The following is a 24,906-nucleotide window of genomic DNA, read 5'->3' as shown; positions in this document are numbered from 1 at the left end:
CGAAATCGAGGAAGTCCATGCCCGCGCAAACGTCTCGCATCGTGCCCGAGGCGCGGCAAACGCTCACCCCGGAATCCCCCGGTTCCGCCTCCGCCGCATCACAGCCACCGTCACCAGCACCGACGCCGTCGCCGTCGCCGCAGCCGCTGCCGCTGCCGGAGGGCTACCGGCGGTTCTACCTGAGTGTCTCCGTCAAGTTCGCTATCGCCGTCACCTTCGCAGGGCTCTGGACCGGCCTCGCTTTCTGGTTTTCCCTCCCCTGGATAGTTGACCTTTCGCGCGACATCGGGGCGCCGGCCGCCTGGATCATCGTGGCCCTGGTGGCCTACCTGCCCGGCTACGTCGTGGCGTTGATGGCGATGTCCCTCATCCTCGACCGCCAGCCGCCGCGCACCGTCAGCAATCCGACCTCGCCGCTGACGATCATCGTGGCCGCGTGGAACGAAGAGAACGGGATGGCGGAGACAATCCGCTGCATCGGCGAGAGCGACTACGCCGGGGACGTCACCGTCATCCTGGCCGACAACGGCTCGACCGATGCCACCGCCGAAATCGCTGTCCGCGCGGCCGCGGAATTCGGTGTCAGCCTCGCGGTCGCCTACGAGAGCCGCCCCGGCAAGTCCTATGCCCTGAACACGGCGCTCCAGTTGGTGGAGACGCCGTACGTCATCACCGTGGATGCCGACACCCTGCTTCACCGGGAGGCCCTCCGCCGGCTGATCTCCCGGCTCGAATCCGCGCCGGTGGCAACGGTAGCCGTGGCCGGCACGGTGCTCGTGCGCAACTCGCGCACCAACCTGCTCACTCGCATGCAGGAATGGGACTACTTCCTCGGCATCGCCGCCGTGAAACGCATGCAGGGCATGTACCAGGCCACCCTCGTGGCCCAGGGCGCATTCTCCGTCTATAGGACCGAGCAGATGCGGGAGATCGGCGGCTGGCCGGATGCCATCGGCGAAGACATCGTCGTGACCTGGAAGCTGCTCGCACAGGGCGGGCGGGTCATCTTCGAGCCCACGGCCGTCGCCTTCACCGACGCCCCCGCCCGGGTCGCGCACTTCATGCGGCAGCGCGCCCGGTGGGCGAGAGGCATGTTCGAGGGCCTCCGCACCGTCCCGCCCTGGCGCCAGAGCCGACGGCTGGCCGGAATGATCGCCGCCATCGATCTCCTGATCCCGCTGCTGGACATCGGCTACGCCCTGATCTGGCTGCCGGGCCTGGTACTGTTCCTGTTCGGCTACCCGGCGATCGTGTCGGCCTGGGCCCTCACCGTCATCCCGATGACGCTGATCATCTACGGAGCCCTTCGGCGCTACCAGCGCCGCTGGGTGTTCGGTCCGCTGGGACTGGGCGTGCGGCGCAACCTCACCGGTTACCTCGCCTTCCTCGTCCTCTACCAGGTGCTCTGCTCGACGGCTTCCATCGCGGGTTACGCGCAGTTCCTCGCCGGGACCTCCCGCCGCTGGAAGTAGCCTCCCCGCTACTCGTCACCCGCCCTCGCGCCCCGCCCTGCCTCGGCGAACCGTGAGTTCGGCACCTTCGTCGGGCTCGGGAAGGTGCCAAACTCACGGTTCGGCGAGGTGGGTCGCGGCGAGTGGGGTCGCGGGGCTAGGCCGGCTGGCGGGCGCCGAGCTCGGCGCGCACGATCCGGGTCGCCTCGAGCATGTTCCGCAGCGACGCCACGGTCTCCTCGTAGCCGCGGGTCTTCAGCCCGCAGTCCGGGTTGACCCAGAGCTGGCGGGCGGGGATCCCGGCCACGGCAACTTCGAGCAGCTCGGTCAGCTCGGCGACGCTTGGCACGCGCGGCGAGTGGATGTCCCACACGCCCGGTCCGATGCCGTGGTCGAAGCCGTGCGACTGGATGTCGCCGACGACCTCCATCCGCGACCGGGCCGCCTCGATGCTCGTGACGTCGGCGTCCAGGTTGCGGATGGCGTCGATCACCACGCCGAATTCCGAGTAGCAGAGGTGGGTGTGGATCTGGGTCCGGGCGGCCACCCCTGCGGTGGCCAGGCGGAAGGATCCCACCGACCAGTCGAGGTAGGCGGCGTGGTCCTTCTTCTTCAGCGGCAACAGCTCCCGCAGCGCCGGCTCGTCGACCTGCACGACGCCGATCCCGGCGGCCTCGAGGTCGGCGATCTCGTCGCGGAGCGCCAGGGCGACCTGGCGCGCGGTGTCACCGAGCGGCTGGTCGTCGCGCACGAACGACCAGGCGAGGATCGTGACCGGTCCGGTCAGCATGCCCTTGACCGGCTTTGCGGTCAGGCCCTGCGTGTAGCTCGACCACTCGACCGTGATCGCCTTCGGCCGGGACACGTCGCCCCAGAGGATGGACGGGCGCGTACAGCGGCTCCCGTAGGACTGCACCCAGCCGTTCTCGGTGACCGCGAAGCCGTCGAGGTTCTCGGCGAAGTACTGCACCATGTCGTTGCGCTCTGGCTCGCCATGCACGATGACATCGAGGCCAATCTCCTCCTGCAGGTCGACCACGCGGGAGATCTCGGCGCGCATGAGGTCGCGGTACTCGTCGGCCGTGAGGGTCCCCTTGAGGAACTGGGCGCGGGCGCGGCGGATCTCCCCGGTCTGCGGGAAGGAGCCGATCGTCGTCGTGGGCAGCAGCGGCAGGCCCAGCGCCTTGTCCTGCTCGGCCAGGCGGATGGCGTAGTCGCCGCGGGAGAAGTCGGCCTCGGTCAGCGCCTCGGCGCGCGAGCGCACGGCACCGTCGCGCACGCCGGGGGCGGTTCGACGGGCCTCGAGGGCCGCCGTGGCGGCGTCCAGGACGGGCTGGATGGCGGCCCGGCCGTCGGCCAGGCCGAGGGCGAGGGCGGCAACCTGGCCGACCTTCTGGTCGGCGAAGGCGAGCCAGCCCTTCAGGTCTGCGCCGAGGGATGACTCGTCCTCGACGTCATGCGGAACGTGCAGCAGCGAGGTGGACGTGGACACCGCGACGTTCGGCGACAGGTCCAGGAGGCGTGCCGCGGCGTCGAAGGCACCGGCGAGGTCGCCGCGCCAGATGTTGTGGCCGTCGATGACCCCGGCGACGAGGGTCTTCTCGGACAGTCCGGGGACGGCGGCGGGGATGCTGCCGCGCACGAGGTCCAGGCCGATCGCCTCGACCGGGCTTCCCGCGAGGACCGGGAGCGCGTCGTCGAGGCTGCCATACGGCGCGGCGACGAAGATCGCCGGGCGCTCGGCCAGGCGGCCGAGGGTCGCGTAGGCGAACTCGACGGCGCCGAGGACCTCGGCCCGGGGCGTCTCGATGCTCTCGCTGACGAGGGCCGGCTCGTCCAGCTGCACCCAGTCGGCGCCGGCCGCGGCGAGCCTGGACACGAGCGCCGCGTAGACGGGAAGCAGGTCGCCCAGCCGGTCGAGCGGCTGGAAGTCCGCGGGGGCGCCGTCGCTGGGCTTGCTGAGCAGCAGGAACGTCACCGGGCCGACGATGACCGGGCGGGTCAGGAATCCGGCGGCCCTGGCCTCCTCGAATTCGCGCACGATGCGGTCGCTCGCCAGACGGAAATCCGTCTCCGGGCCGATCTCGGGAACGAGGTAGTGGTAGTTCGAGTCGAACCACTTGGTCATTTCGAGCGGGGCGTGCTCGCCCTCGCCGCGGGCCAGGGTGAAGTACCCGGCCAGGTCGATCCGTCCGTCGGCGTCGACGAGGCCGGCGAACCGTGTCGGCACGGCGCCCACCGTGCAGAGGGCATCCAGCACCTGGTCGTAGTAGGAAAAGCTCTCCGGGATGGACGAGTCGGCGCGGGCCAGGCCCAGGCCGGCGAGGCGTTCCCTGGTGGACTGGCGGAGCCCTGCTGCGGTCGCCTCGAGGTCGTCGGCGCTGAGCGAGCCGGCCCAGAAGGCCTCGACCGCCTTCTTCAGTTCTCGCCGGCGCCCGATGCGCGGGTAGCCGAGGATGGTGCCGGTGGGGAATGCGGGCGTGTTCGTCATGCTGACTCCTTGACGGGGTGGGTGTGTCCGGTGGATGTGGGTCGGTGGGCCGTACGTTGCGCGGCCGTGATCTGGGTGGCCGCGTGCGGGGAGGAGGCGGGGAGCGCCCCGCACCCCTCGAGCACGGCCAGCACGGTTTCGTGCTGGTTGAAGGCGTAGAGGTGCAGGCCGGGGGCGCCGCCGGCGATCAGTTCCCTGGCGAGTCCCACGGCGTGGGTGATCCCGATTTCGCGCTGGCCCTGTTCGGTGGGCTCGACCTGCAGCTGGATCGACAGGTCGGCCGGCTCCTCCTCGCCGGACAGTTCCAGGATGCGCCGGAGCCGGTTGGGGCTGGTGACGGGCATGATTCCTGGCAGGATGGGGAACTCGACACCGGCCTCGCGGGCACGGTGGATGAAGCTGAGGTAGTGGTCGGCGTGGAAGAACAACTGGGTGATCGCGAGGTTGGCCCCGGCGGCCTGCTTGGCCAGCAGGGTGTCGATGTCCTGGGACGTCGACCGGGATCGCGGGTGGCCGTTGGGGAACGCGGCCACGGCGATCCGTACCTTCTCCCGTTCGGTCTTGACGGCGCGGGCGCCGGGCAGGCCGGGGATGACGGTTTCGCGATAGGGCACCCGTTCGGCCTGCACCCGGTGGATCAGCTGCACGAGTTCGGCGGCACTGCCGAGGTCGCCGAGGAAGGTCTCCCCTTCGTCGACACCCTGCGGTGGGTCGCCGCGCAGGGCGAGAAAGCTCCGCACGCCGGCGTCGAGGAACTCCCGGATCAGCCGACTCGCCTCGGCGGCCGAGGAGCCCACGCAGGTCAGGTGGGCCATCGGGTCGACCCCGGTGGCGTCCAGGATGTAGCGGAGCACGTCGAGCGAGGAGGTGCGCGAGGAGCCGTTCGCCCCGTACGTGACCGAGATGAAGTCGGGCCCGGCCGCGGCGAGACGGTCGATCGTGTGGGTGAGCGCGGTCGAGGCGGCCTCGGACTTGGGCGGGTACAGCTCGAACGAGAACGGAATGCGCCGGCCGCGCGTTCGCGTCGTCGTCGTCGTCTCGGTCATTGTTCCCTCATTCGGCAGAAGCACGGTAGTAACGAGCACTGAAATGGCCGGGCGGCCGCGGACCGCCAGGTAGGTCTGGCGGGTGCTCGCGGGCGGGTGCCGGGCTCGGCTGTCGCTCCATGCCGGCCGGCAATCCCGGCGGCAACGATTGAAAGAGACTCTAACAACGCCCGATCGGGTGAGGCTGGAGTGTGTCTGTATGTTTCAGGCCGGGCGGGTTACGCGACGGCCTGAGGTTGTCAGCCCGCGATGGCGGGGACGCTGAGGAACGGCGTGAACTGAGCCTGGATCTCCGGCGTGACGAGGGCCTTGACCTGGCTTCCGGTCTCGGCGTACACGGTGGAGAGCACGCGGCCCTGGTCGTGCAACAGGGCGATGAGGTCGCCGCGCTCGTAGGGAATCAGCAGGTCGAGTTCGATCTGCGGGCTCGGCAGGATCTCGGCGATCGCGGCCAGGAGCTCCTCGATGCCCTCGCCGCTGTGTGCCGAGACGAAGATCGCGCGAGGCTGGAGGCCGCGCAGCACCAGGCGGTCGTCGTCGGCAATGAGATCGCTCTTGTTGAAGACGACGAGTTCCGGGATGTCCCGGGCGCCGACCTCGCCGATCACGTCGCGAACCGTGGCGAGCTGGCTGACCGGGTCGGGGTGGGAGGCGTCGACGACGTGAACGATGACGTCGGCGTCGGCGACCTCTTCGAGCGTGGAGCGGAAGGCCTCGACGAGCTGGTGCGGCAGGTTGCGCACGAAGCCGACGGTGTCGGTCAGCGTGTACAGCCGGCCGTCGGCGGTGGTGGACTTGCGCACGGTGGCGTCGAGGGTGGCGAACAGCGAGTTGTCGACGAGCACGCCGGCGCGGGTGATCCGGTTGAGCAGGCTCGACTTGCCGGCGTTGGTGTAGCCGACGATGGCGACCGAGGGCACGGCGTTGCGCTTGCGGTTTGCCCGCTTCGCTTCGCGGGCCGGTTTCATTTCGAGGATCTGCTTGCGCAGCCTGGACATGCGCGTGTGGATGCGCCGGCGGTCCAGCTCGATCTTCGTTTCACCGGGTCCACGGGAGCCCATGCCGGCCCCGGCCCCACCCACCTGGCCGCCGGCCTGGCGGGACATGGAGTCACCCCACCCGCGCAGTCGCGGCAGGAGGTATTCGAGCTGGGCTAGTTCGACCTGGGCCTTGCCCTCGCGGCTCTTCGCGTGCTGGCTGAAGATGTCGAGGATGACGGCGGTGCGGTCGATGACCTTGACCTTGACGACATCCTCGAGCGCGCGCCGCTGACTCGGGGCCAGTTCGGTGTCGGCGATGACGGTGTCCGCGCCCATGGCCTGCACGATCCCGGCCAGTTCCTCCGCCTTGCCCTTGCCGAGGTAGGTGCTGGCGTCGGGCTTGGCCCGGCGCTGCATCAGACCGTCGAGCACGGTCGCGCCGGCGGTTTCGGCCAGCGCCGCGAGCTCCCGCATCGAGTTCTCGGCGTCCGCGACGGTGCCCTGGGTGTACAGGCCGATCAGGACGACGTTCTCCAGGCGCAACTGGCGGTATTCAACCTCGGTGACGTCTTCAAGCTCGGTGGAGAGGCTGGGCACGCGGCGGAGCGCGTTGCGGTCTTCCCGGTCCTGCTGCTCGCCGTCATGCTCGCCGGTGGAGGTTTCTCCCTGCAGCGCCTGCGCGGAGCCGCTCCGGAAGAGGGCATAGCCGGAGGCCCGGGTCTCGGCACTGGCAAGCACCCGCGCTACTACGTCGTCGCTCTGCGGCACTTCTGGTTCAGTCATCCCTTTAACCCTAGTTCCTCCATAAGCGATACGTTCTCTTCTATGGCACCAGAGCATTACTTTTCCGCAACGCCCGACAGCGCGCTGAAACTGCGAAAGGTGACGGTGGAACTGGCCGGGCACCCGTACGAGGTCACCACGGCGAACGCTGTCTTCAGCCCCGACCACATCGATACCGGCACCCAGGTCCTGCTGGCGAACACGCCGACGCCGCCGCCCGGGGGAAACTTCCTTGACCTCGGCTGCGGCTGGGGCCCGATCGCCCTGCACCTGGCCCTGAGCTCCCCGCACGCCAGCGTGTGGGCCGTGGACGTGAACGAGCGGGCGCTGGAGCTGGTTCGGATGAACGCGGCCGCGCTCGGCCTGACGAACGTGAAGGCCGTGCTGCCCGCCGATGTTCCGGCCGACGTGATGTTTCGCTCGATCTGGTCCAACCCGCCGATCCGGGTGGGCAAGAGCGAACTCCACGCGCTGCTGCGGGCCTGGCTTCCCCGCCTCGAAACCGACGCGGATGCCTGGCTCGTCGTGCAGCGCAACCTCGGTTCTGATTCGCTCCACCGCTGGCTCGAGGGCGACCTGTCCGCCGAGTACTCCGTTGCCCGGACCGCGACCAGCAAGGGTTTCCGGGTGCTGCAGGTGAAGCGGCGCGAGTCGGCGCCCGGCGCCGTCGCTTAACCCGCCGCCGTCTGCCGTCGACAATCGCCGTTTCCGCCGAGAGTCGCCGTTCTACCGGCGATTCTCGGCACAAACGGCGACTCTCACTTCGCTGGACCCCAACAGTCGCTTAGCCGAGGCTGAAGACCCCGTCGAAGACGAGTACGGCAGGCCCGGAGAGGGACGCGTGCTCGCCGTCCTCGGCCGGGAACATCCGCACGCCGAGCACGCCGCCGGGCACCTCGACGCGCCATTGGTTGGGGGCACCGGCGCCGGCCCAGTGCCGGGTGGCCAGCGCGGCGGCCACGGCACCGGTACCGCAGGAGAGCGTCTCCCCGCTGCCGCGCTCGTGCACGCGCATCCGGATCCGGCCGACACCGTCGACGACGAGCGGGTCGTGCGGGACGACGAACTCGACGTTGGTGCCGCCGACCGGTTCCGGGTCGAGTTGCGGGATGTAGCCGAGGTCGGCCGCCTCGAGTTCGTCGAAGTCGGCGAGGGCGACCACGACGTGCGGGTTGCCAACGTTGATGCCGAGGCCCGGGCGGGCCACGGCCAGGTTCTTCGCGCGCACGAGGGGTTCGCCCCCGGCGAGCCTCCAACGCCCGAGGTCGACCTGGAAACCCGACTGGTTCCGCTGCAGGTCGCGCACTCCCCCGCGCGTTCCGATGGCGAGGGTCTCGCCGGGGGCCAGCTGCGCGAGCCCCTGCTCGACGAGATAGAGCGCGTAGACCCGGATGCCGTTGCCGCACATCTCCGACACCGTTCCGTCCGCGTTCCAGTAGTCCATGAACCATTCGGCCTGGTCGTCTTCGGCCAGCGCGGCGGCGCCGTCGGGGAGGCTGCGCGACCGGACCGCGCGGATGATGCCGTCGCCGCCGATGCCGAACTGGCGGTCGCAGACGGCGCGGATCTGCTCCGGGGTGAGCTCGATCAGCCCGTCCGGGTCGGCGAAGAGAACGAAGTCGTTGCCAGTGCCCTGGCCCTTGGTGAAGTTGAGATCGATGCCCATCAGGCCAGTTTAGGCGGCCCGGTTCAGGGGCGACTTCAGGTGGCCGGGTCCACGCGGCCCAGCGCCTGCTCCGACCGGTCGGCGGCCCGCGCGTCGATCCAGTGGGTGTGCGGGTCGCGCTTGAACCAGCTCACCTGCCTCCTCGCGTAGCGGCGGGTGAACTGCTGCGTGGTCTCGATGGCTTTCCCGCGGGTGAGGGTGCCGTGCAGCTGGCCGAGGGCCTGGGCGTAGCCGATGGCGCGGCTGGCCGTCACGCCCGTCTCGATTCCGCATGGGATGAGCCTTTCCGCCTCCTCGACGAGCCCGTCGGCCCACATGGTTTCGACGCGTGCGTCCAGGCGCTGGGTGAGTTCCTCACGCGGCATCCGCAGACCCACGGTGACCGCCGGCCGCCAGTAGACCGCTTCGCCGGGCAGGGCGGCGCGATGCGGCGCCCCAGTGAGTTCAACCACTTCGAGGGCTCGCACGATTCGGCGGCCGTTGCTCGGGCCGATCCTGGCCGCGGCCTCCGGATCGACGGCCTTCAGCCTGCCGTACAGGGTGCCGGGCCCCTGCTCGGCCAGCTCCCCCTCGAGCCGGGCCCGGAGAGCGGGGTCGGTGCCGGGAAACTGGAAGTCGTATACGACGGAGGAGATGTAGAGCCCGGAGCCGCCGACGAGGATCGGCACGGCGCCGCGCGCGGAGATCTCGTCGATGGCCGCCCGGGCATCCCGCTGGTAGTTGGCTACCGTGGCCTCGTCGGTGACGGCGAGCACGTCGAGCAGGTGGTGCGGGATGCCGCGCCGCTCGGCCACCGGAAGCTTCGCCGTGCCGATGTCCATGCCTCGGTAGAGCTGCATGGCGTCGGCGTTGACGATCTCCGCGGGCTGTCCGCGGGCGGCAAGGCGCTCGGCCAGGTCGAGTGACAGCTCGGATTTGCCGGTGCCGGTCGGCCCGACGATGACGACGAGCACGGGCGTCAGCGCTCTCCGTCGGTGACGTCGTAGATCGGAATGGTGGCGGAGACGCTGCCCGGTCGCAGGGTCGGCAGTCCGAGCGACACCGGCCCGGCGGCACTGTCCGCGCCATGCGACGCCGGAACCCCGCAGGATTCGGCCTCGAGCCGGTCCCACGCGTCCCCGGCGATGGTGCGGCGGATGCGGAGCGGGGCGGAGTCGGCGGAGTCGGCGATCAGGTGGAACGGGAACGCCTCGGTGACCGTGACGGTGACCATGTCTCCGGGCCGGGGGCGGGGCGATCCGTCGGGCAGGTCGAAGTGCACGAGCCGGCTGTCCGGCGCGCGCCCGCTGAGCCGGTGGGTGTCGGCGTCCTTGCGTCCCTCGCCGTTGGCGACGAGGAGCTCGACCTCGCGGCCGACGACCTTCTGGTTCTCCTCCCAGGAGATGCGTTCCTGCAGGGCGGCGAGGCGTTCGTAGCGTTCCTGCACGACGGCCTTCGGGACCTGGTCGGCCATGGTCGCCGCGGGCGTGCCGGGGCGGATCGAGTACTGGAAGGTGAAGGCGGTCGCGAAGCGCGCCGACTCAACGACGCGGAGGGTCTCCTGGAAATCCTCCTCGGTCTCGCCGGGGAAGCCGACGATGATGTCGGTACTGATCGCCGCGCCGGGCATCTGCGCCCGCACCCGGTCGAGGATGCCGAGGAACTTCGTGGAGCGGTAGGAGCGGCGCATGGCTTTGAGGACGCGGTCGGAGCCGGACTGCAGCGGCATATGCAACTGGGGCATCACCGCGGGGGTCTCGGCCATGGCGTCGATGACGTCGTCGGTGAAGGCCGCCGGATGCGGGCTGGTGAAACGGATGCGCTCCAGCCCCTCGATCCGGCCGGCCGCACGCAGCAGCTTGCCGAATGCGAGCCGGTCGCCGAATTCGACGCCGTAGGAGTTGACGTTCTGGCCGAGGAGGGTGACCTCGATGGCGCCGTCGTCGACGAGGGCCTGGATCTCCGCGAGGACCTCCCCCGGACGGCGGTCCTTCTCCTTGCCGCGCAGCGCCGGGACGATGCAGAACGTGCAGGTGTTGTTGCAGCCGACCGAGATGGACACCCAGCCGCTGTAGCTGGAGTCCCGCTTCGTGGGCAGGGTCGACGGGAACGTCTCGAGGGACTCGAGGATCTCCAGCTGGGCCTCCCCGTTGTGCCGGGCACGCTCGAGCAGGCTGGGCAGGGCACCCATGTTGTGGGTGCCGAAGACGACGTCCACCCAGGGCGCCTTCGCCAGGATGGTGTCTTTGTCCTTCTGGGCCAGGCAGCCGCCGACGGCGATCTGCATGCCTTCGTGGCGGCGCTTGACGGACGCGAGGTGGCCGAGGTTGCCGTACAGCTTGTTGTCTGCGTTCTCCCGAACGGCGCAGGTATTGAGCACGACGATGTCCGCTTCGACGCCGTTCGCGGGAACGTAGCCGGCCGCCTCGAGGGAGCCGCTGAGCCGCTCAGAGTCGTGCACGTTCATCTGGCAGCCGAAGGTGCGCACCTCATAGCTGCGCGCGCGGCCATCCGCGTCAATGGCGGCCTCGGACGGGGCGATCACGGTCGGCCCGGTGGAGGGCGTCGTGGCACGGGCGGGTGTTGCGGTCATGCTGGTCATAGTGGGTCTAGTTTACGTTTGCGGGGCGGATGCCGCGCGCCAGCCGGATCCGGCACTCTCCGGCCCGTCAGCCCGTCGGCCCATCGGCCCGTCGGCCCGGGGGCCTAGCGGAACCGTACGGTCGTGGGTCTGCCGACGGACCGGGACGCCAGCGCCGCCTTCACGGCCAGCCGCACGGCGCCGGAGCTGTAGCCCTTGCGCATGAGGAAGCCGGTGAGCCGGCGGTCGATTGTCTGCTCGTCGAATCGTTCGAGCTGCCCGACCCGCTTGATGGCCATCTCGATCGCCCGCTCGGCCTCATCGTCCGGCAGCTCTTCGAGTTTTTCCAGGATCAGGTTGGCGTCGAGGCCCCGGCGGCGCATCTCCGTCTGCACCCCGGCTCGACCGAGGCCCTTGCGTTCGTGGTGGCTGTGGATGATCTGCTCGGCGAGTTTCTCCTCGTCGATGTAGTGGAGTTCCGCGAAACGCTCGATGATCTCCTCGGCCTCGTTCTGGTCGATGTCGGTCGTGCGAAGAACCGTGCGCGCCTCGGAGATGGACAGCGACCGTCCCCGCAGCCGGTGCAGCAGCACCTTCTCGGCCCGTTCGCGCTCCGCGCTCGCATCGTCGTGCGCGGCCTGCTCGGCGGCCGGGTCTTCCGGCGGGACGACCCCGGGGAGGTAGGTCACGGGCGCCATCGTGCTGTCCTGCGCCGCGTCCTGCGCTGAATCTGATGCTTCGAAGTGAACCATGCCCGTGACCTGCCTCTCGTGCTGAATCGTTCGGTGCCGTGCCGTGCCGTGCCGTGCAGTGGCCGGGGCCGTGCAGCGCCGTGGGCCGGGGCTAGGCGCCCTTGCGGGCGCTGAGCTTCGTCTGGATGGACTCGACCTTGGCGCCGCCCTCGGCGGCTGCGGCTGCCGTGGCGGCGTCCTTGGCGGCCTTGGCTGCGGCGATGCCCTCCGGGCCGACACCGAGCTTGATGAGGATCTTCTTCTCGATGTCGTTGGCCATGTCCGGGTTCTTGAGCAGGAAGTTGCGCGAGTTCTCCTTGCCCTGGCCGAGCTGGTCTCCGTCGTAGGTGTACCAGGCGCCGGACTTCTTGACGATGCCCTGGTCCACTCCGAAGTCGATCAGGCTGCCCTCTCGGGAGATGCCGACCCCGTAGATGATGTCGAATTCGGCCTGCTTGAAGGGCGGGGCCATCTTGTTCTTGACGACCTTGACCCTCGTGCGGTTACCGACGGCCTCGGTGCCGTCCTTCAGGGTTTCGATCCGGCGGATGTCGAGGCGCACCGAGGCGTAGAACTTGAGCGCCTTGCCGCCGGCGGTGGTTTCCGGGCTGCCGAAGAACACGCCGATCTTCTCGCGCAACTGGTTGATGAAGATCATGGTGGTGTTGGTCTGGCTGAGCCCACCGGTGAGCTTGCGCAGGGCCTGGGACATCAGCCGAGCCTGGAGGCCGACGTGCGAGTCTCCCATTTCGCCCTCGATCTCGGCGCGAGGCACGAGCGCCGCGACGGAGTCGATGACGATCAGGTCGATCGACCCGCTGCGGACGAGCATGTCCGCGATCTCGAGGGCCTGCTCGCCCGTGTCGGGCTGGGAGACGAGGAGCGCGTCGATGTCGACGCCGAGCTTCCTGGCGTACTCCGGGTCGAGCGCGTGTTCGGCGTCGATGAAAGCCGCGATACCGCCGCCCTTCTGGGCGTTGGCGATGGCGTGGAGGGTGAGTGTGGTCTTACCGGACGATTCAGGACCGTAGATCTCGACGATGCGGCCGCGGGGCAGGCCGCCTATGCCGAGCGCGACGTCCAGGGCGATCGACCCCGTGGAGATGGTTTCGACGGGCGCGCGCTCGTCACTGCCCAGACGCATGACGGAGCCCTTGCCGAACTGGCGGTCGATCTGGGCGAGTGCCGCTTCCAGGGCCTTCTCGCGATCTGCTGCTGATGCCATTGTCGTTCTCCTTCGGTCATGCGTTGTGGCGCCTATAGGCTGTCGTTCGGCTCACCGGGAAGACCCCGATTGCGCCCTGTCGACAAGGCTTGTGCGGTCTGTCGTTGACGAAATCGACTGTACGCCGGGCCCCCGACATTGGTCGGTGGTCGCGGCGGAAGTGGATAAGCCGTCTTCGACTTCTGCTGTTGAGGAGCCTAGCAATATCCGAACAGGTATTCGATGAACCTGCGACCCGCGGCGTGGCGCGTCACGCCCGCACTCGGTCACCCGGACGGTGAACCAGGGTCATCCGCCGCGTCGTCGGCGCGCGCACTCGCCGCTCGCCGTCCTCGCATCCGCCGCAGCACAAGCCAGACAACGACCCCGGCAATGGCCGCATAGAGCACGTAGTTGAGGTACAGGGCGTACTGGGCCACCAGCTCGTACTGCGTGCCCAGGGCGGCGCCCAGGAGGATCAGGAGGGTGTTCCAGATTCCGCTTCCCGCGATCGTGAAGATGCTGAACGAGGTGAGATTCATCCTTTCGGCGCCGGCCGGCAATGAGACCAGGCTTCTGATCCCCGGCACGAGACGACCAAAAAAGACGGCCGATCGACCGTGCCGGCCGAACCAGCGGGCAGCCCTGTCCCAGTCGTCACGATCAACGAGGGGAAGTTTCGCCAGCCAGCGAATGGAGCGCTCGAGCCCGAGGCGCGCCCCGAGTCCGTACAGCAGCAGGGCGCCGAGATAAGCGCCCAGCGTGCTCGTGACGACCAGGAGGGCGCCGCTCAGCTCGCCCTGCTGGGCCAGGAAGCCCGCCAGGGGAAGAACGACCTCACTCGGGATGGGCGGAAAGACCGTTTCGGCCAGGGTGAACAGGCCCACTCCCCACTCGCCCAGTCGCTCAACAAGGCGAACCGCAATCCCGACGAGCCCCGGGAGGTCGCCGAAGGGCGCTATGGCGCCGTCAACCCCGGTGAACGCGTCTGCCCAGGGCGGCACCTCGTCCCGCTGAGGTCTACTTGTGCGGGGCGGGCAGCCCCGCGCCGTACCAGCGGCTCTTGGGCACATCCGTTTCGACGCAGAGCGCGAGCCAGACATCGCGGGCGGGCGTGCCACCGGCGAGGGCCTGGTCGGCCGTGCGACCGCCCAGGGGGGTCAGCACCAGGTCTCGGGTGAGCACCCGGCCGTAGGCGTCGCCGAACTCGTCTTTCAGGGCCTGGCGGAACTCACTCAGTCGCACAACTCGCCCAGCGCCGGTCGCTCTAGCGGGCCATGATGGTGGAGTCGAAGGTCGAAACGAATTCGTCGGGGATGGTGTCCGGGAACGGTTCGAGGCCTTCGATCACGGCGAGGCGATCGCCGACTTCACGCATGATGACCGAGATCGGGGTGTCAAGCGCGTCTGCTACGGAAGCGAGAATCTCAGAAGAAGCTTCCTTCTGACCACGCTCGACTTCGCTGAGATACCCCAGGGCCACGCTGGCCTTGCTGGCTACCTGGCGAAGGGTCCGACCTTTTTGCAGGCGGAAGTCCCTGAGTACATCGCCGATTTCCTGACGTACAAGAATCATCGGAACCTCCTTCTCATGCAACTGTGCTCACTGTGCCCATCACGATCGGGTTCGTGGTGGCGGATGGCCTACGTTACCGCAACCGTCCGACACTCCCAGAGTACCCTCGGTCACTGGACTTTCCTTGTGAATGTCCTGCCGTGGCCTCGGGAATCTTGTGACTGTAACCACGCCCTCCGCGGAACTATTCCGACGGGTCCCGGCCGAGTAGTTCACGCACGGCCTGGACGGCGCGCACGACGGCCTGCGCGCGAACCGCGTCGCGGTCGCCGGCGAGACGAAGCGGGATCACCCAGGACCCGGAGCCCTGCGACAGGCCGATGTACACCGTGCCCGGCGCGTGCCCCTCCGTGGCATCCGGGCCGGCCACCCCGGTCGTAGAAACGCCGATGTCGGCCCGCTCACCGCCGACGGCGAGGTGCGTGCGCACACCGATCGCCATCTGCATGGCCACATCGGGGTGCACGGGTCCGTGCACGTTGAGGATGCTGCTGTCCACCGCGAGGAGGCGGTGCTTGAGTTCGGTCTGGTAGGCCACCACTCCCCCATTGACGACGACGGATGCGCCGGGGATGCGAACGAGTTCGGCCACCAGCAGGCCGCCGGTGAGCGACTCCGCCACCGCGATGGTGAGGTGCCGGGCCGTGAGCTCCGCAATCAGGAGGGCCGCGGCATCGGCGCTGTCGGCATCCCGGGCCTGCGGGGAGGCGGGGCCGGCGGCCGGGAGGTCAGGCATGGCGGCGCTTCCGGCGCTCGCGCCAGCCGGCCGCGAGGTAGTCGACGCCGGTCACGACGGTGAGGATGAGGGCGAGCGCCATGGCGGTCCAGTTGACCCAGTACACCCACTCGCCCACGACCAGCCAGAGCGGGAGCAGCGCGAGCGAAATCGCGACGGCTTGCGTGACGGTCTTGAGCTTCCCGCCGCGGGAGGCAGGGATGACGTGGTCGCGGAGCATGACGAACCGGAACACGGTGATGCCGATCTCGCGCACCAGGATCACGATCGTGACCCACCACCACAGCTCTCCGAGGATGGACAGGCAGACGAGCGCCCCGCCGGTGAGCACCTTGTCCGCGATCGGGTCCAGCAGCTTGCCGAGGTCGGTGACGAGGTTGCGGCGACGGGCGATGGCACCATCGATGCCGTCGGTCGCGATCGCGACGATGAAGACCACGGCAGCGGCCCAGCGCAGCGAGCCGTGCTGGCCGGCGTCGGCCAGGAGCATCCAGAAGAACACGGGGGCCATCAGGATGCGAATGACCGTGATCACGTTAGGCAGGTTCCAATTGCTCGGCGTGGCGGAAGGATCGGTGTTCGGCGTTGCCATCGGTTCAATCCCTGTCGGTCAGTTGCCAGGCGTCTTCGTCGGAGGAGGCGTCCTCTTCAGGATAGTCTTCGGTCATTTTCGCGACCGGGTCGTCGGCGTAGCGCGGATCCGGGGCGGCATTGGCCGGCGGGTACGCGGCCGCGCGCTGCTCCGCGGCGTGGTGCTCCGCGTCCGATCCGCGCAGCTTGGCGAGCACGCTCGGCAGCTGCTCGGCGCTGACGAGCACGTCGCGCGCCTTCGACCCCTCCGAGGGACCGACGATCTCCCGCGACTCGAGCAGGTCCATCAAGCGGCCGGCCTTGGCGAAGCCCACGCGCAGCTTGCGCTGGAGCATCGAGGTCGACCCGAACTGCGTGGACACCACGAGCTCGGCGGCCGCGAGCAGCACCTCGAGGTCGTCGCCGATGTCGGAGTCGATCTCCTTGCGGGGGGCCTCCATGGCGACATCCGGCCGGTAGTCGGGGCGCGCCTGGCGGGTCACGTGCTTGACGACCTTCTCGATCTCGGCCTCGTTGACCCAGGCGCCCTGCACCCGGATCGCCTTGGAGGCGCCCATCGGCAGGAACAGGGCGTCTCCCTGGCCGATGAGCTTGTCGGCGCCGGGCTGGTCGAGGATGACGCGGGAGTCGGTGACGCTGGTCACGGCAAAGGCGAGGCGCGAGGGCACATTGGCCTTGATCAGGCCGGTGACGACGTCGACGCTGGGGCGCTGGGTGGCGAGCACCAGGTGGATTCCGGATGCGCGCGCGAGCTGGGTGATCCGCACGATCGAGTCTTCGACGTCGCGCGGGGCCACCATCATGAGGTCGGCGAGCTCGTCGACGACCACGAGCAGGTACGGGTAGGGCTTGAGCGTGCGGGCGCTGCCCGCCGGCAGCACGATCTCGTTGCCCACGACGGCCTTGTTGAAGTCGTCGATGTGACGGAAGCCGAAGCTGGCCAGGTCGTCGTAGCGCATGTCCATTTCTTTGACGACCCACTGCAGGGCCTCGGCGGCCTTTTTCGCGTTCGTGATGATGGGCGTGATCAGGTGCGGGACGCCGGCGTACGCGGCGAGCTCGACCCGCTTCGGGTCGATCAGCACCATCCGCACCTCGCTGGGCTTGGCGCGCATGAGCAGGCTGGTGATCATCGAGTTCACGAAGCTGGACTTGCCGGAGCCGGTCGAGCCGGCGACGAGGAGGTGGGGCATCTTGGCGAGGTTGGCGATGACGAAGCCGCCGCCGACGTCCTTGCCGACGCCGATGGTCATCGGGTGGGTGCTGTTCGTGGCCGTCGCCGAGCGCAGCACATCGCCCAGGGTGACGATTTCGCGGTCGGTGTTCGGGATTTCGATGCCGATGGCGCTCTTGCCCGGGATGGGCGAGAGGATGCGCACCTCGTTCGAGGCGACGGCGTAGGAGAGGTTCTTGCTCAGGGCGGTGACCCGTTCCACCTTGACGCCGGGGCCGAGTTCGATCTCGTACTGCGTCACGGTCGGGCCGCGGGAGAACCCGGTGACCTTTGCGTCTACCTGGAACTGGCGCAGCACCTCGGTGATCGACCGGACGATGTCGTCGTTGGCGGCGGACCTGGCCTTGGCCGGGGGCCCGGCGATCAGGGTCATCGCCGACGGCAGCACGTAGGGGACGGTCGGCTGCGGCGCGGTGGGCGCGGTCGCCTCGGCGGGCGGAGCGGCCAGGGCCGCCTCCAGTTCCTCGAAGCCGGGCAGCACCTCGGTCAGGCCCGTCGGGTCGTCGGCGTGGAGGCCGATCGCGGACGCGTGCGGCTCGACCTCGCCGGTGAAGCGCTTGACCGCGTCCTCGGCCCGCACCAGGTCTTCGAGCACCTCGGTGCCGTAGTGGTCGCTGCGCGGGTCGGCCGGGGTCTCCGCCGGCTCGAGGGCGGTGGCGAAGCCCCCGGTTCCGTCGCCGCCGAGCAGGTCCCTGAGCGGGTCCACGGTGCCGGAGTCGGCGTCCCGGGCCTTGCCTCGCGCGTCGACGCTGATCGGCCCGTCGAAGTCGGGGTCTTCCTCGCGCTTGCTGTTGTTGCGCCTCCACCAGGGCAGCGCGCTGTTGTCGCCGCCGGTGTTGTCGCCGTCGACACCGTCGAGTTCGACCTGCGCGGTCTTCCCGGCCTTGGCGTCCCGGGTGGCCTGGCGTTCCTCTGCGTCCGGCAGCTGCGCGCCGAAGAGCCAGGCGTACAGTTCGCGCAGCCGTTCCGGCAGCTTGTTCGGCGGCGTCCTGGTGATGATGAAGAGGCTGAGGATGAGCAGCAGGATGACGATGATCGTCGCGCCGATCGAGGTGGTGAGAAAGGTGAGTGGGGCCGCGATCATCCAGCCGATCACGCCTCCGGCCAGGGCGAGCCGCTCCATGCCCTCGCTGGGTGCCGGCATCCCGCCAAAGATGTGGGAGAGCCCGGACACCGAGACCAGCAGGACGGACAGGCCGATGCCGACGCGGCCGTTGTCGTGGATCGAACTGGGCTTGCGGAACAGCCAGATTGCGAACAGCAGCATGATCACGGGCAGCGCGAAGGCGACCCGCCCGAACAGCCCGCCGAAGGTCCAGGCGTCGAGGGTCCTGGCGACGGGGCTGTTGATCAGGAACCACTCGATCACGGCACCGACGATCGAGAGCAGCACGAGGAAGAACGGCAGTCCGTCGCGGCGCTCCTCTTTGGACAGCTGCTCGGGGCCGAGGGCGCGGGCGGCGCCGCCGGTCACGTGGGCGAGCGCCATCCAGATGCGCACGGGCAGGGCCGGCTTCGGTTCGAACTTCACGGTCTTCTGGGTCGCCGTCCTGGCGACGGGCTTCCGCGCCGGGGTGCCGCGTGCGGGCGTGGTGCGCGCGCGACCGGTCGACTTAGTGCTCGTAGCCATGGAATCTACGGTACCGCCGCCCCGGCCGTTGTTCGGCAGCCCACGCCCACCCGTCACGGCTTGCTGCCCATCCATCGCCCGCTGAATTGCGGACAAAGTACCTTCCCGGGCTCGACGAAGGTACTTTTTCCGCAAGTCAACCCGGGAGGCGGGCGGGAGGGGCGCGGGTCAGGCCTCGATGACGAGGGGCACGATCATCGGGCGGCGGCGGAACGACACGTTCACCCAGCGGCCGACGACCCGGCGCACGGCCTGTTGCAGCGCGTACGGGTCCCGCACTCCGCTGTGGGCGGCCTCGGCGAGGGCCGCCACGATTTTCGGCTTGACCGCGTCGAAGACGGCGTCATCCTCGGCGAACCCTTTCGCGTGGATCTCCGGCCCGACGATGACCTTCCCGGTGTTGGCGTCGACGACGATGATGATCGAGATGAACCCCTCCTCGGCCAGCGTGCGGCGATCCTTGAGGTCGGCGTCGGTGATCTCGCCCACCGTCGACCCGTCCACGTACACGTAGCCGATGTCGAGCTGGCCGACCGTGCGGGCGATTCCGTCCCGCAGGTCGATCACGGTGCCGTCCTCGGCGAGGATGGTGTTCGCCTCGGGCACGCCGCTGTCCATGGCCAGCCGGGCGTTCGCGACGAGGTGACGGTATTCGCCGTGCACCGGCAGCACGTTCTTCGGCTTGACGATGTTGTAGCAGTACAGCAGCTCCCCGGCGGCGGCGTGCCCGGAGACGTGCACCTTCGCGTTGCCCTTGTGCACCACGTTCGCACCGAGCCTGGTCAGGCCGTCGATGATCCGGTAGACCGCGTTCTCGTTGCCGGGGATGAGGCTGGAGGCCAGGACGACGGTGTCGCCGTGGCCGACCTCGATCTGGTGGTCCCGGTTGACCATCCGGCTGAGCACCGCCATCGGCTCGCCCTGGGAGCCGGTCGACATGTAGACGATCTTGTCGCCTGGGATGTTGCCGGCCTTCTTGAAGTCGACCAGCACCCCCTCCGGCACTTTGAGGTAGCCGAGGTCGGCGGCGATGGTCATGTTGCGCACCATCGAGCGGCCGAGCAACGCCACCCGGCGGCCGTTGGCGTGCGCGGCGTCGAGGACCTGCTGCACCCGGTGCACGTGGCTGGAGAAGCTGGCGACGATGACCCGGCGCGGCGCCCGGGCGATCACGTCCTCCAGCACGGGCCCGATCAGGCGCTCGGACGGGGTGAAGCCGGGGACATCCGCGTTGGTCGAGTCGACCAGGAACAGGTCGACGCCCTCGGTGCCGAGGCGCGCGAATTCGCGCAGGTCGGTGAGCCGGCCGTCCAGGGGCAGCTGGTCCATCTTGAAGTCGCCCGTGTGCAGCACCGTGCCGCCCTCGGTCTTGATCGCCACGGCGAGGGCGTCGGGAATCGAGTGGTTGACGGCGACGAACTCCAGGCTGAACGGGCCGAGCCGCTCGGTCTGCCCCTCGGCCACCTGCAGCGTGTACGGGGTGATCCGGTGCTCCTTGAGCTTGGCCTCGATGAACGCGAGGGTGAGCCCGGAGCCGATCAGGGGGATGTCCTGGCGGAGTTTGAGCAGGTACGGGACGGCACCGATGTGGTCCTCATGGCCGTGCGTGAGCACGACGCCGAGGATGTCGCCCAGGCGGTCTCGGATGGGGCCGAAGTCCGGCAGGATCAGGTCGACGCCCGGCTGGTGCTCCTCGGGGAACAGCACGCCGCAGTCCACGATCAGGATCTTGCCGTTGATCTCGAAGGAGGTCATGTTCCGGCCGATTTCGCCCAGGCCTCCGATCGGGATGATCCGGAGGGTCCCGGGCTCGAGTGCGGCCGGTTCGTATACGTCGCCTGGCATATGCCCTCCCGGGGCTCTTTCGTTTAGCGGGTCGTGCCGGCGATCCTGGGCAGCGCCCCTCCGGCCGCGGCGTTGCGGTCGGGCCGGAAGTTGGAGAAGTCCACGCCCGGGATGCCGGTGACCAGGTCGATTTCGTCTTCGATCTGGGCGGCTTCCCACTCTTCCGGCCCGACGAGGGGCAGGCGCACGCGCGGGCTGCCGATCCGGCCGAGGCCGTGCAGGATGTACTTCACCGCGACGGTGCCCGGCACGTGGGTCATGCACGCCCGCACCAGCGGTTCGAGTTGCTTGTGGGCGGCGGTGGCCGTCTTCAGGTCGCCGGCGTTGACCGCGTCGACCATCTGCCGGTAGGGGGTGGCCGCGATATTCGCGGTGACGCCGATCAGCCCGGTGGCGCCGATGGCCAGGTGCGGCAGCACGTTGGGGTCGTCGCCGGAGAAGTACAACAGGTCGGTCTGGTTGAGCACCCGGCTGACCTGGGCGAGGTCGCCCTTGGCGTCCTTCACGGCGAGGATGTTCGGGTGCTTGGCGGCGCGGAGGATGGTCGCGTACTCGATCGGGATGCCGGTGCGGCCCGGGATGTCATAGAGGATGACCGGGAGGTCGGTGGCATCCGCGATCATGCGGAAGTGGGTGAGCACGCCGGCCTGGGTGGGCTTGTTGTAGTACGGGGTGACGATCATGTTGCCGTCGGCGCCCGCCTTCTCGCTCTGCTTGGCGAGCTGCATGGCATGGGCGGTCTCGTTGGAACCGCCGCCGGTGATGATTTTCGCCCGGCCGGCGGAGACATCCTTGCCGACCTCGACCAGGCGGATCTTCTCCGGGTCGGTCAGGGTGGAGGTCTCGCCGGTGGTGCCGGTGACGACGATGCCGTCCGCTCCCGCCCGGATCACATCGTCGATGTGCTGGGCGACGCCGGGCCAGTCGACCTCCCCGTCGGCAGTGAAGGGAGTCACCAGGGCGACGAGCACCTGGCCGAATGGATTCGATGGCGTAGTCACGATTACAGGCTAGCGGCTCGGCGGGTTTGCCTGCAGCCCGGTCGTAACACGGGGTCGCAACACAGGTCGCGACACGGGCCGCGACACCGGGCCCCCGGCCCCGGGGTCAGGGGTCAGGGGGCGACTCGGCCGTTCGTGTTGAACGCGTCGTAGGTGAGCGGCATGAGTTCGGCGAAGAAATCCTCCATCTTCTCCGCGCACATTTCGATCTCGCGCTGCGGGAACGACGGGAAGTGCGTCCCTTCGCGCTTCGTGCGCAGGCTGAGGAAGTTCATCAGCGAGCGGGCGTTCATGGTGACGTACATCGACGAGTAGATGTTCAGCGGCAGGATGATCCGCGCGACTTCGCGGGCGACGCCGGCCTCCAGCATCCGCTGGTAGGCGCCGTAGGCGTGCACGGACACGTCGCGGGTCTGCTGCTCGACCAGGGCGGTCTGCTCGGCCGAGCCGGGCAGGAAGTCGTAGGCTCCCGGCTTGCCGACCTGGAGCAGGTTGCGCTCGGGGGCGGGAACGTAGAAGACCGGGTTCAGCTCGCGGTAGCGGCCCGATTCTTCGTTGTAGGAGGCGATGCGGTGGCGCATGAACTCGCGGAACACGAAGATCGGCGCCTGCACGTAGAAGGTCATCGAGTTGTGCTCGAACGGCGAACCGTGGCGGTCGCGCATCAGGTAATTGATCAACCCACGGTCGCGCTTCAGGTCGGCCTCGGATTCCGAGCCCTCCAGGCGGCTCTCCTCGAGGGTTTGCTCGCCCTGGGTCGACACCCGGGCTGCGAACAGCACGTCGGAGTCGTGGGCGCTGGCGCGAACCAGTTCAACGGTCACATCGGAGCGAAACTCAATCTCAGGCACGGCGTAAACGATACCCGGTGCCGCGTGCCCGCCGAGCCGTGGCTCGCCGCCCGGTCCCGCGTAACCTGTTGTCACAGACCGGGATCCGGAGTTTGCCCGCGTAACGTTGCGAGCATGAATCCTCTCACCGCGCTCACCGTCATCCTGGCGCTCGTCGCGGCCGCGACCGCGCTGGGCCTGGTCTGGCGTGCCCGGCAGGGGCGAATCGCGACGGTCTCCGGGGTGGTCATCACGCCGACGGATGTTGCCAGCGACGTCCCGTTCGGCCGGAACGCCACCCTGCTCCAGTTCTCCACCGAGCTGTGCGCGCGCTGCCCCGGCACGAGCCGACTGCTGGCCGGAGTCGCGGGCTCCCGCCCCGGCGTCGCTCACCTCGATGTCGACCTCACCCACCGCGCGGACCTCGCCAACCGGTACCGGGTCATGCAGACGCCGACCACGCTCATCCTTGACGGCGCCGGCCGGGTTCGGGCCCGAATCGGCGGGGTTCCGCACCGCTCCGGCATCGCCCGACACCTCGACGACCTCACCGGGAGCAACAATGTCAGCCTCGCCCGCTAGGCCCCGGATCGACCCGCGCGGCCCACGGTTCGTCGCCGGGATCACCGCCGCGCTGCTCCTGGCCGTGGTCTTCCTCGCCCTGACCGGGGCATCCGTTGCAGCGCTTCTGCTGCTCACCGTGCTGGCGGCGCTGTTCGCCTGGGGCGCATTCGCCGGTGCCGGGCGGCATCCGTTCGGGCTGCTGTTCAAACGGTACGTGCGGCCGAGGCTGGCCGCGCCGGCCGAGCTGGAAGACCCGGCTCCGCCGACCTTCGCGCAGGGCGTGGGCCTGGTCGTCAGCCTGATCGGCGTCATCCTGGGCCTGGTCGGCCTTTCCGGCGGCCTCGCGGCCGCCGCGGCTGCCGCCTTCGTCGCGGCCTTCCTCAACGCCGCGTTCGACTACTGCCTCGGCTGCCAGCTCTACCTGCTGCTCGTGCGCGCCGGCGTGCTGGGCCGCTCCGGGAGGGTCGGCGGCGCAGCATAGAGCGGCCCGCTGGGCGGCAATCAGGTTCCGAGGTCGCGCGGCGGTTAGGCTGGGGTTCCACTTCCAGGAGGTATCACCATGGCTCTGACCAGCGAAGCAACAACAGTGTGGACCGGCGACCTGATGTCGGGTCGCGGCACCACCACTCTCGACTCGTCGCACGCCGCGGAATTTCCCGTCACCTGGGCGGCGCGCGCAGAGGGCACGCCCAACACGACCAACCCGGAGGAACTGCTCGGCGCGGCCCACTCCGCCTGCTTCTCGATGGCGCTGGCGAACGCGCTCGCTGCCGCCGGCCACACGCCGGAGAGCATCCAGACCACCGCGGCGGTCACCTTCCAGCCTGGAACCGGAGTCGTCGGCAGCCACCTGCTCGTGAGCGCCCGGATCCCGGGCATGACCGAGGAAGCCTTCGAGGCCTTCGCCGAGGACGCCAAGCAGAACTGCCCGATTTCCAAGGCACTGACCGGCATCCCGATCACGATCGAGGCGGAACTGGCCTGAGCCGGGGCTGCGGCGCCATGCGAGTCCTGATCGCCGGGGCATCCGGCCTGATCGGCACCGAGCTCTCCCGCCAACTCGAGGAGGCCGGCCACACAGTGCTCCGCCTGGTGCGGAGCGAACCGCGCACGAGCGGCGAAATCCGCTGGGACCCGGCGGGGGCGGGCCTCGCGGCCGGCGTGCTCGACGGCGTCGACGCGGTCGTCAACCTGTCCGGCGCCTCCCTGGCCCGCCTTCCGTGGACCCCGGCGTACCGACGGGAGATCCTGCGTTCCCGCGTGCGGGCGACGCGTGCCCTCACCGATGCGATGCGGCAGAGCGCAACGCCGCCCGCGGTGCTGCTGAACGCCTCGGCGATCGGCATCTACGGCAACCGGCCGGGCGAAACGCTCACCGAGGAATCCCCGCCGGCACAGGATTTCCTCGCCGGCGTCGTCTCCGCCTGGGAACGCGAAGCCCTGCGCGCGCCCGAGCAGACCCGGGTCGTGACCTTCCGCACCGGGCTCGTGCTCGAGCGCGGCGGCGCCCTCAAGCCGCTGCTGCCGATCGTCCGGCTCGGGCTGGGCGGACCGCTCGGCCGCGGCACCCAGCACTGGTCGTGGATCAGCCTGCATGACGAGGCCGCGGCCATCGTGCACCTGCTCACCTCGACTCTGAGCGGCCCGGTCAACCTGGTCGGGCCCACCCCGGCGACGGCGAACGACGTGATCAGGGCGGTGGCGAGGGCCCTGCACCGCCCCTTTTTCATCCCCGTTCCGGAGTTCGTGCTCACCCTCGCGCTGCAGGATGCCGCCCGGCAGCTGCTCCTGGCCGACCAGCAGGTGAGCTCCGCGAAACTGCAGGCCGACGGCTTCGTCTTCACCCACCGCACCGCCGCCGAGGCCGTCGACCACATGCTCCGCGCCTGACTTCCCCCGTCTTCCCCCGTCTTCCCCCCGCGAAACCGCAGTCGTGCGCGTTATGAACGCGTTTTAGCGCGCACAACTGCGGTTTCGCGGAGGCGGG

General features: G+C 69.3%; 23 protein-coding genes. 6 read left to right on the top strand and 17 right to left on the bottom strand.

All coding sequences use genetic code 11. The annotated features are described in order from the left end of the window. The first annotated feature begins 17 nt into the window (after window positions 1–17). Complete coding sequence (locus E3T33_RS14925) at window positions 18–1,472, top strand: glycosyltransferase family 2 protein (RefSeq protein WP_134575701.1); 1,455 nt, start codon at window positions 18–20, stop codon at window positions 1,470–1,472. A gap of 136 nt (window positions 1,473–1,608) precedes the next feature. On the opposite strand, the gene metE is transcribed toward E3T33_RS14925, so the two are convergent. The 3 genes from metE to hflX form a co-directional block, all read right to left on the bottom strand. After that, window positions 1,609–3,942, bottom strand: coding sequence for a 5-methyltetrahydropteroyltriglutamate--homocysteine S-methyltransferase (metE, locus tag E3T33_RS14920; RefSeq protein WP_092323946.1), 2,334 nt, complete (start codon window positions 3,940–3,942; stop codon window positions 1,609–1,611). After that, window positions 3,939–4,988 (bottom strand): methylenetetrahydrofolate reductase, encoded by a 1,050-nt coding sequence (locus tag E3T33_RS14915; RefSeq protein WP_134575699.1) that lies wholly within the window; start codon window positions 4,986–4,988, stop codon window positions 3,939–3,941. The genes metE and E3T33_RS14915 overlap by 4 nt, the downstream gene beginning before the upstream one ends. A 239-nt stretch (window positions 4,989–5,227) precedes the next feature. After that, window positions 5,228–6,751, bottom strand: a complete 1,524-nt coding sequence (gene hflX / locus E3T33_RS14910) for a GTPase HflX (RefSeq protein ID WP_134474171.1) — start codon at window positions 6,749–6,751, stop codon at window positions 5,228–5,230. A 42-nt stretch (window positions 6,752–6,793) separates the two neighbouring features. Between hflX and E3T33_RS14905 the strand changes: the two genes are divergently transcribed. Continuing rightward, the gene (locus E3T33_RS14905) at window positions 6,794–7,426 is read left to right on the top strand and encodes a methyltransferase (protein ID WP_134575697.1); all 633 of its coding nucleotides are present in this window, start codon (window positions 6,794–6,796) and stop codon (window positions 7,424–7,426) included. Window positions 7,427–7,535: 109 nt separating this feature from the next. Here the strand turns inward: E3T33_RS14905 and dapF are convergent, their stop codons facing one another. The 14 genes from dapF to thyX all read right to left on the bottom strand — a co-directional run bounded on the left by dapF (window position 7,536) and on the right by thyX (window position 22,376). Then, window positions 7,536–8,417, bottom strand: a complete 882-nt coding sequence (dapF, locus tag E3T33_RS14900) for a diaminopimelate epimerase (protein WP_092323941.1) — start codon at window positions 8,415–8,417, stop codon at window positions 7,536–7,538. Between the two features lie 35 nt (window positions 8,418–8,452). Continuing rightward, window positions 8,453–9,379, bottom strand: coding sequence for a tRNA (adenosine(37)-N6)-dimethylallyltransferase MiaA (gene miaA / locus E3T33_RS14895; protein ID WP_134575705.1), 927 nt, complete (start codon window positions 9,377–9,379; stop codon window positions 8,453–8,455). Beyond that, window positions 9,376–10,989 carry a tRNA (N6-isopentenyl adenosine(37)-C2)-methylthiotransferase MiaB gene (gene miaB / locus E3T33_RS14890; RefSeq protein ID WP_134575695.1) on the bottom strand — a complete coding sequence of 538 codons (1,614 nt, stop codon included), beginning with the start codon at window positions 10,987–10,989 and terminating at the stop codon, window positions 9,376–9,378. Before miaB ends, miaA begins: the two co-directional genes overlap by 4 nt. Window positions 10,990–11,102: 113 nt before the next feature. Continuing rightward, window positions 11,103–11,729 (bottom strand): regulatory protein RecX, encoded by a 627-nt coding sequence (locus tag E3T33_RS14885; RefSeq protein WP_092323939.1) that lies wholly within the window; start codon window positions 11,727–11,729, stop codon window positions 11,103–11,105. A 91-nt stretch (window positions 11,730–11,820) separates the two neighbouring features. Further along, complete coding sequence (gene recA, locus E3T33_RS14880; RefSeq protein WP_092323938.1) at window positions 11,821–12,933, bottom strand: recombinase RecA; 1,113 nt, start codon at window positions 12,931–12,933, stop codon at window positions 11,821–11,823. 266 nt (window positions 12,934–13,199) lie between these two features. Continuing rightward, window positions 13,200–13,916: a DedA family protein gene (locus E3T33_RS14875; protein WP_241982975.1), complete on the bottom strand. Its 717-nt coding sequence runs from the start codon at window positions 13,914–13,916 to the stop codon at window positions 13,200–13,202. A gap of 16 nt (window positions 13,917–13,932) precedes the next feature. After that, entirely contained in the window at window positions 13,933–14,157 is a 225-nt protein-coding gene (locus E3T33_RS14870) for a DUF3046 domain-containing protein (protein WP_092323936.1), read from the bottom strand. Window positions 14,158–14,179: 22 nt separating this feature from the next. Next, the gene (locus E3T33_RS14865) at window positions 14,180–14,488 is read right to left on the bottom strand and encodes a helix-turn-helix transcriptional regulator (protein WP_092323935.1); all 309 of its coding nucleotides are present in this window, start codon (window positions 14,486–14,488) and stop codon (window positions 14,180–14,182) included. A gap of 184 nt (window positions 14,489–14,672) precedes the next feature. Continuing rightward, on the bottom strand, window positions 14,673–15,224 hold the full coding sequence (locus E3T33_RS14860; RefSeq protein WP_092323933.1) for a nicotinamide-nucleotide amidohydrolase family protein: 552 nt from the start codon (window positions 15,222–15,224) through the stop codon (window positions 14,673–14,675). Beyond that, a complete protein-coding gene (gene pgsA / locus E3T33_RS14855) occupies window positions 15,217–15,816 on the bottom strand; it encodes a CDP-diacylglycerol--glycerol-3-phosphate 3-phosphatidyltransferase (protein WP_092323932.1) in 600 nt (199 codons plus the stop codon). Before pgsA ends, E3T33_RS14860 begins: the two co-directional genes overlap by 8 nt. A gap of 4 nt (window positions 15,817–15,820) precedes the next feature. After that, window positions 15,821–18,679 carry a DNA translocase FtsK gene (locus tag E3T33_RS14850; protein WP_092323930.1) on the bottom strand — a complete coding sequence of 953 codons (2,859 nt, stop codon included), beginning with the start codon at window positions 18,677–18,679 and terminating at the stop codon, window positions 15,821–15,823. 168 nt (window positions 18,680–18,847) lie between these two features. Continuing rightward, window positions 18,848–20,524, bottom strand: a complete 1,677-nt coding sequence (locus tag E3T33_RS14845) for a ribonuclease J (protein ID WP_092323929.1) — start codon at window positions 20,522–20,524, stop codon at window positions 18,848–18,850. Between the two features lie 23 nt (window positions 20,525–20,547). Next, window positions 20,548–21,525, bottom strand: coding sequence for a 4-hydroxy-tetrahydrodipicolinate synthase (dapA, locus tag E3T33_RS14840; RefSeq protein WP_092323927.1), 978 nt, complete (start codon window positions 21,523–21,525; stop codon window positions 20,548–20,550). Window positions 21,526–21,638: 113 nt separating this feature from the next. After that, window positions 21,639–22,376 carry an FAD-dependent thymidylate synthase gene (thyX, locus tag E3T33_RS14835; protein WP_174775333.1) on the bottom strand — a complete coding sequence of 246 codons (738 nt, stop codon included), beginning with the start codon at window positions 22,374–22,376 and terminating at the stop codon, window positions 21,639–21,641. A 114-nt stretch (window positions 22,377–22,490) separates the two neighbouring features. Between thyX and E3T33_RS14830 the strand changes: the two genes are divergently transcribed. The 4 genes from E3T33_RS14830 (at window position 22,491) to E3T33_RS14815 (ending at window position 24,809) form a co-directional block, all read left to right on the top strand. Continuing rightward, entirely contained in the window at window positions 22,491–22,937 is a 447-nt protein-coding gene (locus tag E3T33_RS14830; RefSeq protein ID WP_134474180.1) for a thioredoxin family protein, read from the top strand. Further along, window positions 22,918–23,400: a DUF4395 domain-containing protein gene (locus tag E3T33_RS14825; RefSeq protein WP_134474181.1), complete on the top strand. Its 483-nt coding sequence runs from the start codon at window positions 22,918–22,920 to the stop codon at window positions 23,398–23,400. The genes E3T33_RS14830 and E3T33_RS14825 overlap by 20 nt, the downstream gene beginning before the upstream one ends. A 78-nt stretch (window positions 23,401–23,478) precedes the next feature. Then, window positions 23,479–23,904, top strand: a complete 426-nt coding sequence (locus E3T33_RS14820; protein WP_092323923.1) for an OsmC family peroxiredoxin — start codon at window positions 23,479–23,481, stop codon at window positions 23,902–23,904. Between the two features lie 17 nt (window positions 23,905–23,921). Next, window positions 23,922–24,809: a TIGR01777 family oxidoreductase gene (locus E3T33_RS14815; RefSeq protein ID WP_092323921.1), complete on the top strand. Its 888-nt coding sequence runs from the start codon at window positions 23,922–23,924 to the stop codon at window positions 24,807–24,809. Window positions 24,810–24,906: the final 97 nt, after the last annotated feature.

This window comes from Cryobacterium sp. TMT1-2-1 (assembly GCF_004403955.1).
In the GTDB taxonomy this organism is placed as follows: domain Bacteria; phylum Actinomycetota; class Actinomycetes; order Actinomycetales; family Microbacteriaceae; genus Cryobacterium; species Cryobacterium psychrotolerans.
This window is presented reverse-complemented; position numbering and strand designations above follow the sequence as displayed.

What these genes read in the sequence shown, in the direction of transcription:
- E3T33_RS14885 (WP_092323939.1), bottom strand. Translation starts at nt 11,729, where the DNA reads ATGGTTCACTTCGAAGCATCAGATTCAGCGCAGGACGCGGCGCAGGAC.
- E3T33_RS14925 (WP_134575701.1), top strand. Translation starts at nt 18, where the DNA reads ATGCCCGCGCAAACGTCTCGCATCGTGCCCGAGGCGCGGCAAACGCTC.
- metE (WP_092323946.1), bottom strand. Translation starts at nt 3,942, where the DNA reads ATGACGAACACGCCCGCATTCCCCACCGGCACCATCCTCGGCTACCCG.
- E3T33_RS14820 (WP_092323923.1), top strand. Translation starts at nt 23,479, where the DNA reads ATGGCTCTGACCAGCGAAGCAACAACAGTGTGGACCGGCGACCTGATG.
- E3T33_RS14865 (WP_092323935.1), bottom strand. Translation starts at nt 14,488, where the DNA reads ATGATTCTTGTACGTCAGGAAATCGGCGATGTACTCAGGGACTTCCGC.
- E3T33_RS14860 (WP_092323933.1), bottom strand. Translation starts at nt 15,224, where the DNA reads ATGCCTGACCTCCCGGCCGCCGGCCCCGCCTCCCCGCAGGCCCGGGAT.
- E3T33_RS14825 (WP_134474181.1), top strand. Translation starts at nt 22,918, where the DNA reads ATGTCAGCCTCGCCCGCTAGGCCCCGGATCGACCCGCGCGGCCCACGG.
- miaB (WP_134575695.1), bottom strand. Translation starts at nt 10,989, where the DNA reads ATGACCGCAACACCCGCCCGTGCCACGACGCCCTCCACCGGGCCGACC.
- E3T33_RS14830 (WP_134474180.1), top strand. Translation starts at nt 22,491, where the DNA reads ATGAATCCTCTCACCGCGCTCACCGTCATCCTGGCGCTCGTCGCGGCC.
- dapF (WP_092323941.1), bottom strand. Translation starts at nt 8,417, where the DNA reads ATGGGCATCGATCTCAACTTCACCAAGGGCCAGGGCACTGGCAACGAC.
- E3T33_RS14915 (WP_134575699.1), bottom strand. Translation starts at nt 4,988, where the DNA reads ATGACCGAGACGACGACGACGACGCGAACGCGCGGCCGGCGCATTCCG.
- pgsA (WP_092323932.1), bottom strand. Translation starts at nt 15,816, where the DNA reads ATGGCAACGCCGAACACCGATCCTTCCGCCACGCCGAGCAATTGGAAC.
- E3T33_RS14815 (WP_092323921.1), top strand. Translation starts at nt 23,922, where the DNA reads ATGCGAGTCCTGATCGCCGGGGCATCCGGCCTGATCGGCACCGAGCTC.
- E3T33_RS14850 (WP_092323930.1), bottom strand. Translation starts at nt 18,679, where the DNA reads ATGGCTACGAGCACTAAGTCGACCGGTCGCGCGCGCACCACGCCCGCA.
- E3T33_RS14905 (WP_134575697.1), top strand. Translation starts at nt 6,794, where the DNA reads ATGGCACCAGAGCATTACTTTTCCGCAACGCCCGACAGCGCGCTGAAA.
- recA (WP_092323938.1), bottom strand. Translation starts at nt 12,933, where the DNA reads ATGGCATCAGCAGCAGATCGCGAGAAGGCCCTGGAAGCGGCACTCGCC.
- E3T33_RS14845 (WP_092323929.1), bottom strand. Translation starts at nt 20,524, where the DNA reads ATGCCAGGCGACGTATACGAACCGGCCGCACTCGAGCCCGGGACCCTC.
- hflX (WP_134474171.1), bottom strand. Translation starts at nt 6,751, where the DNA reads ATGACTGAACCAGAAGTGCCGCAGAGCGACGACGTAGTAGCGCGGGTG.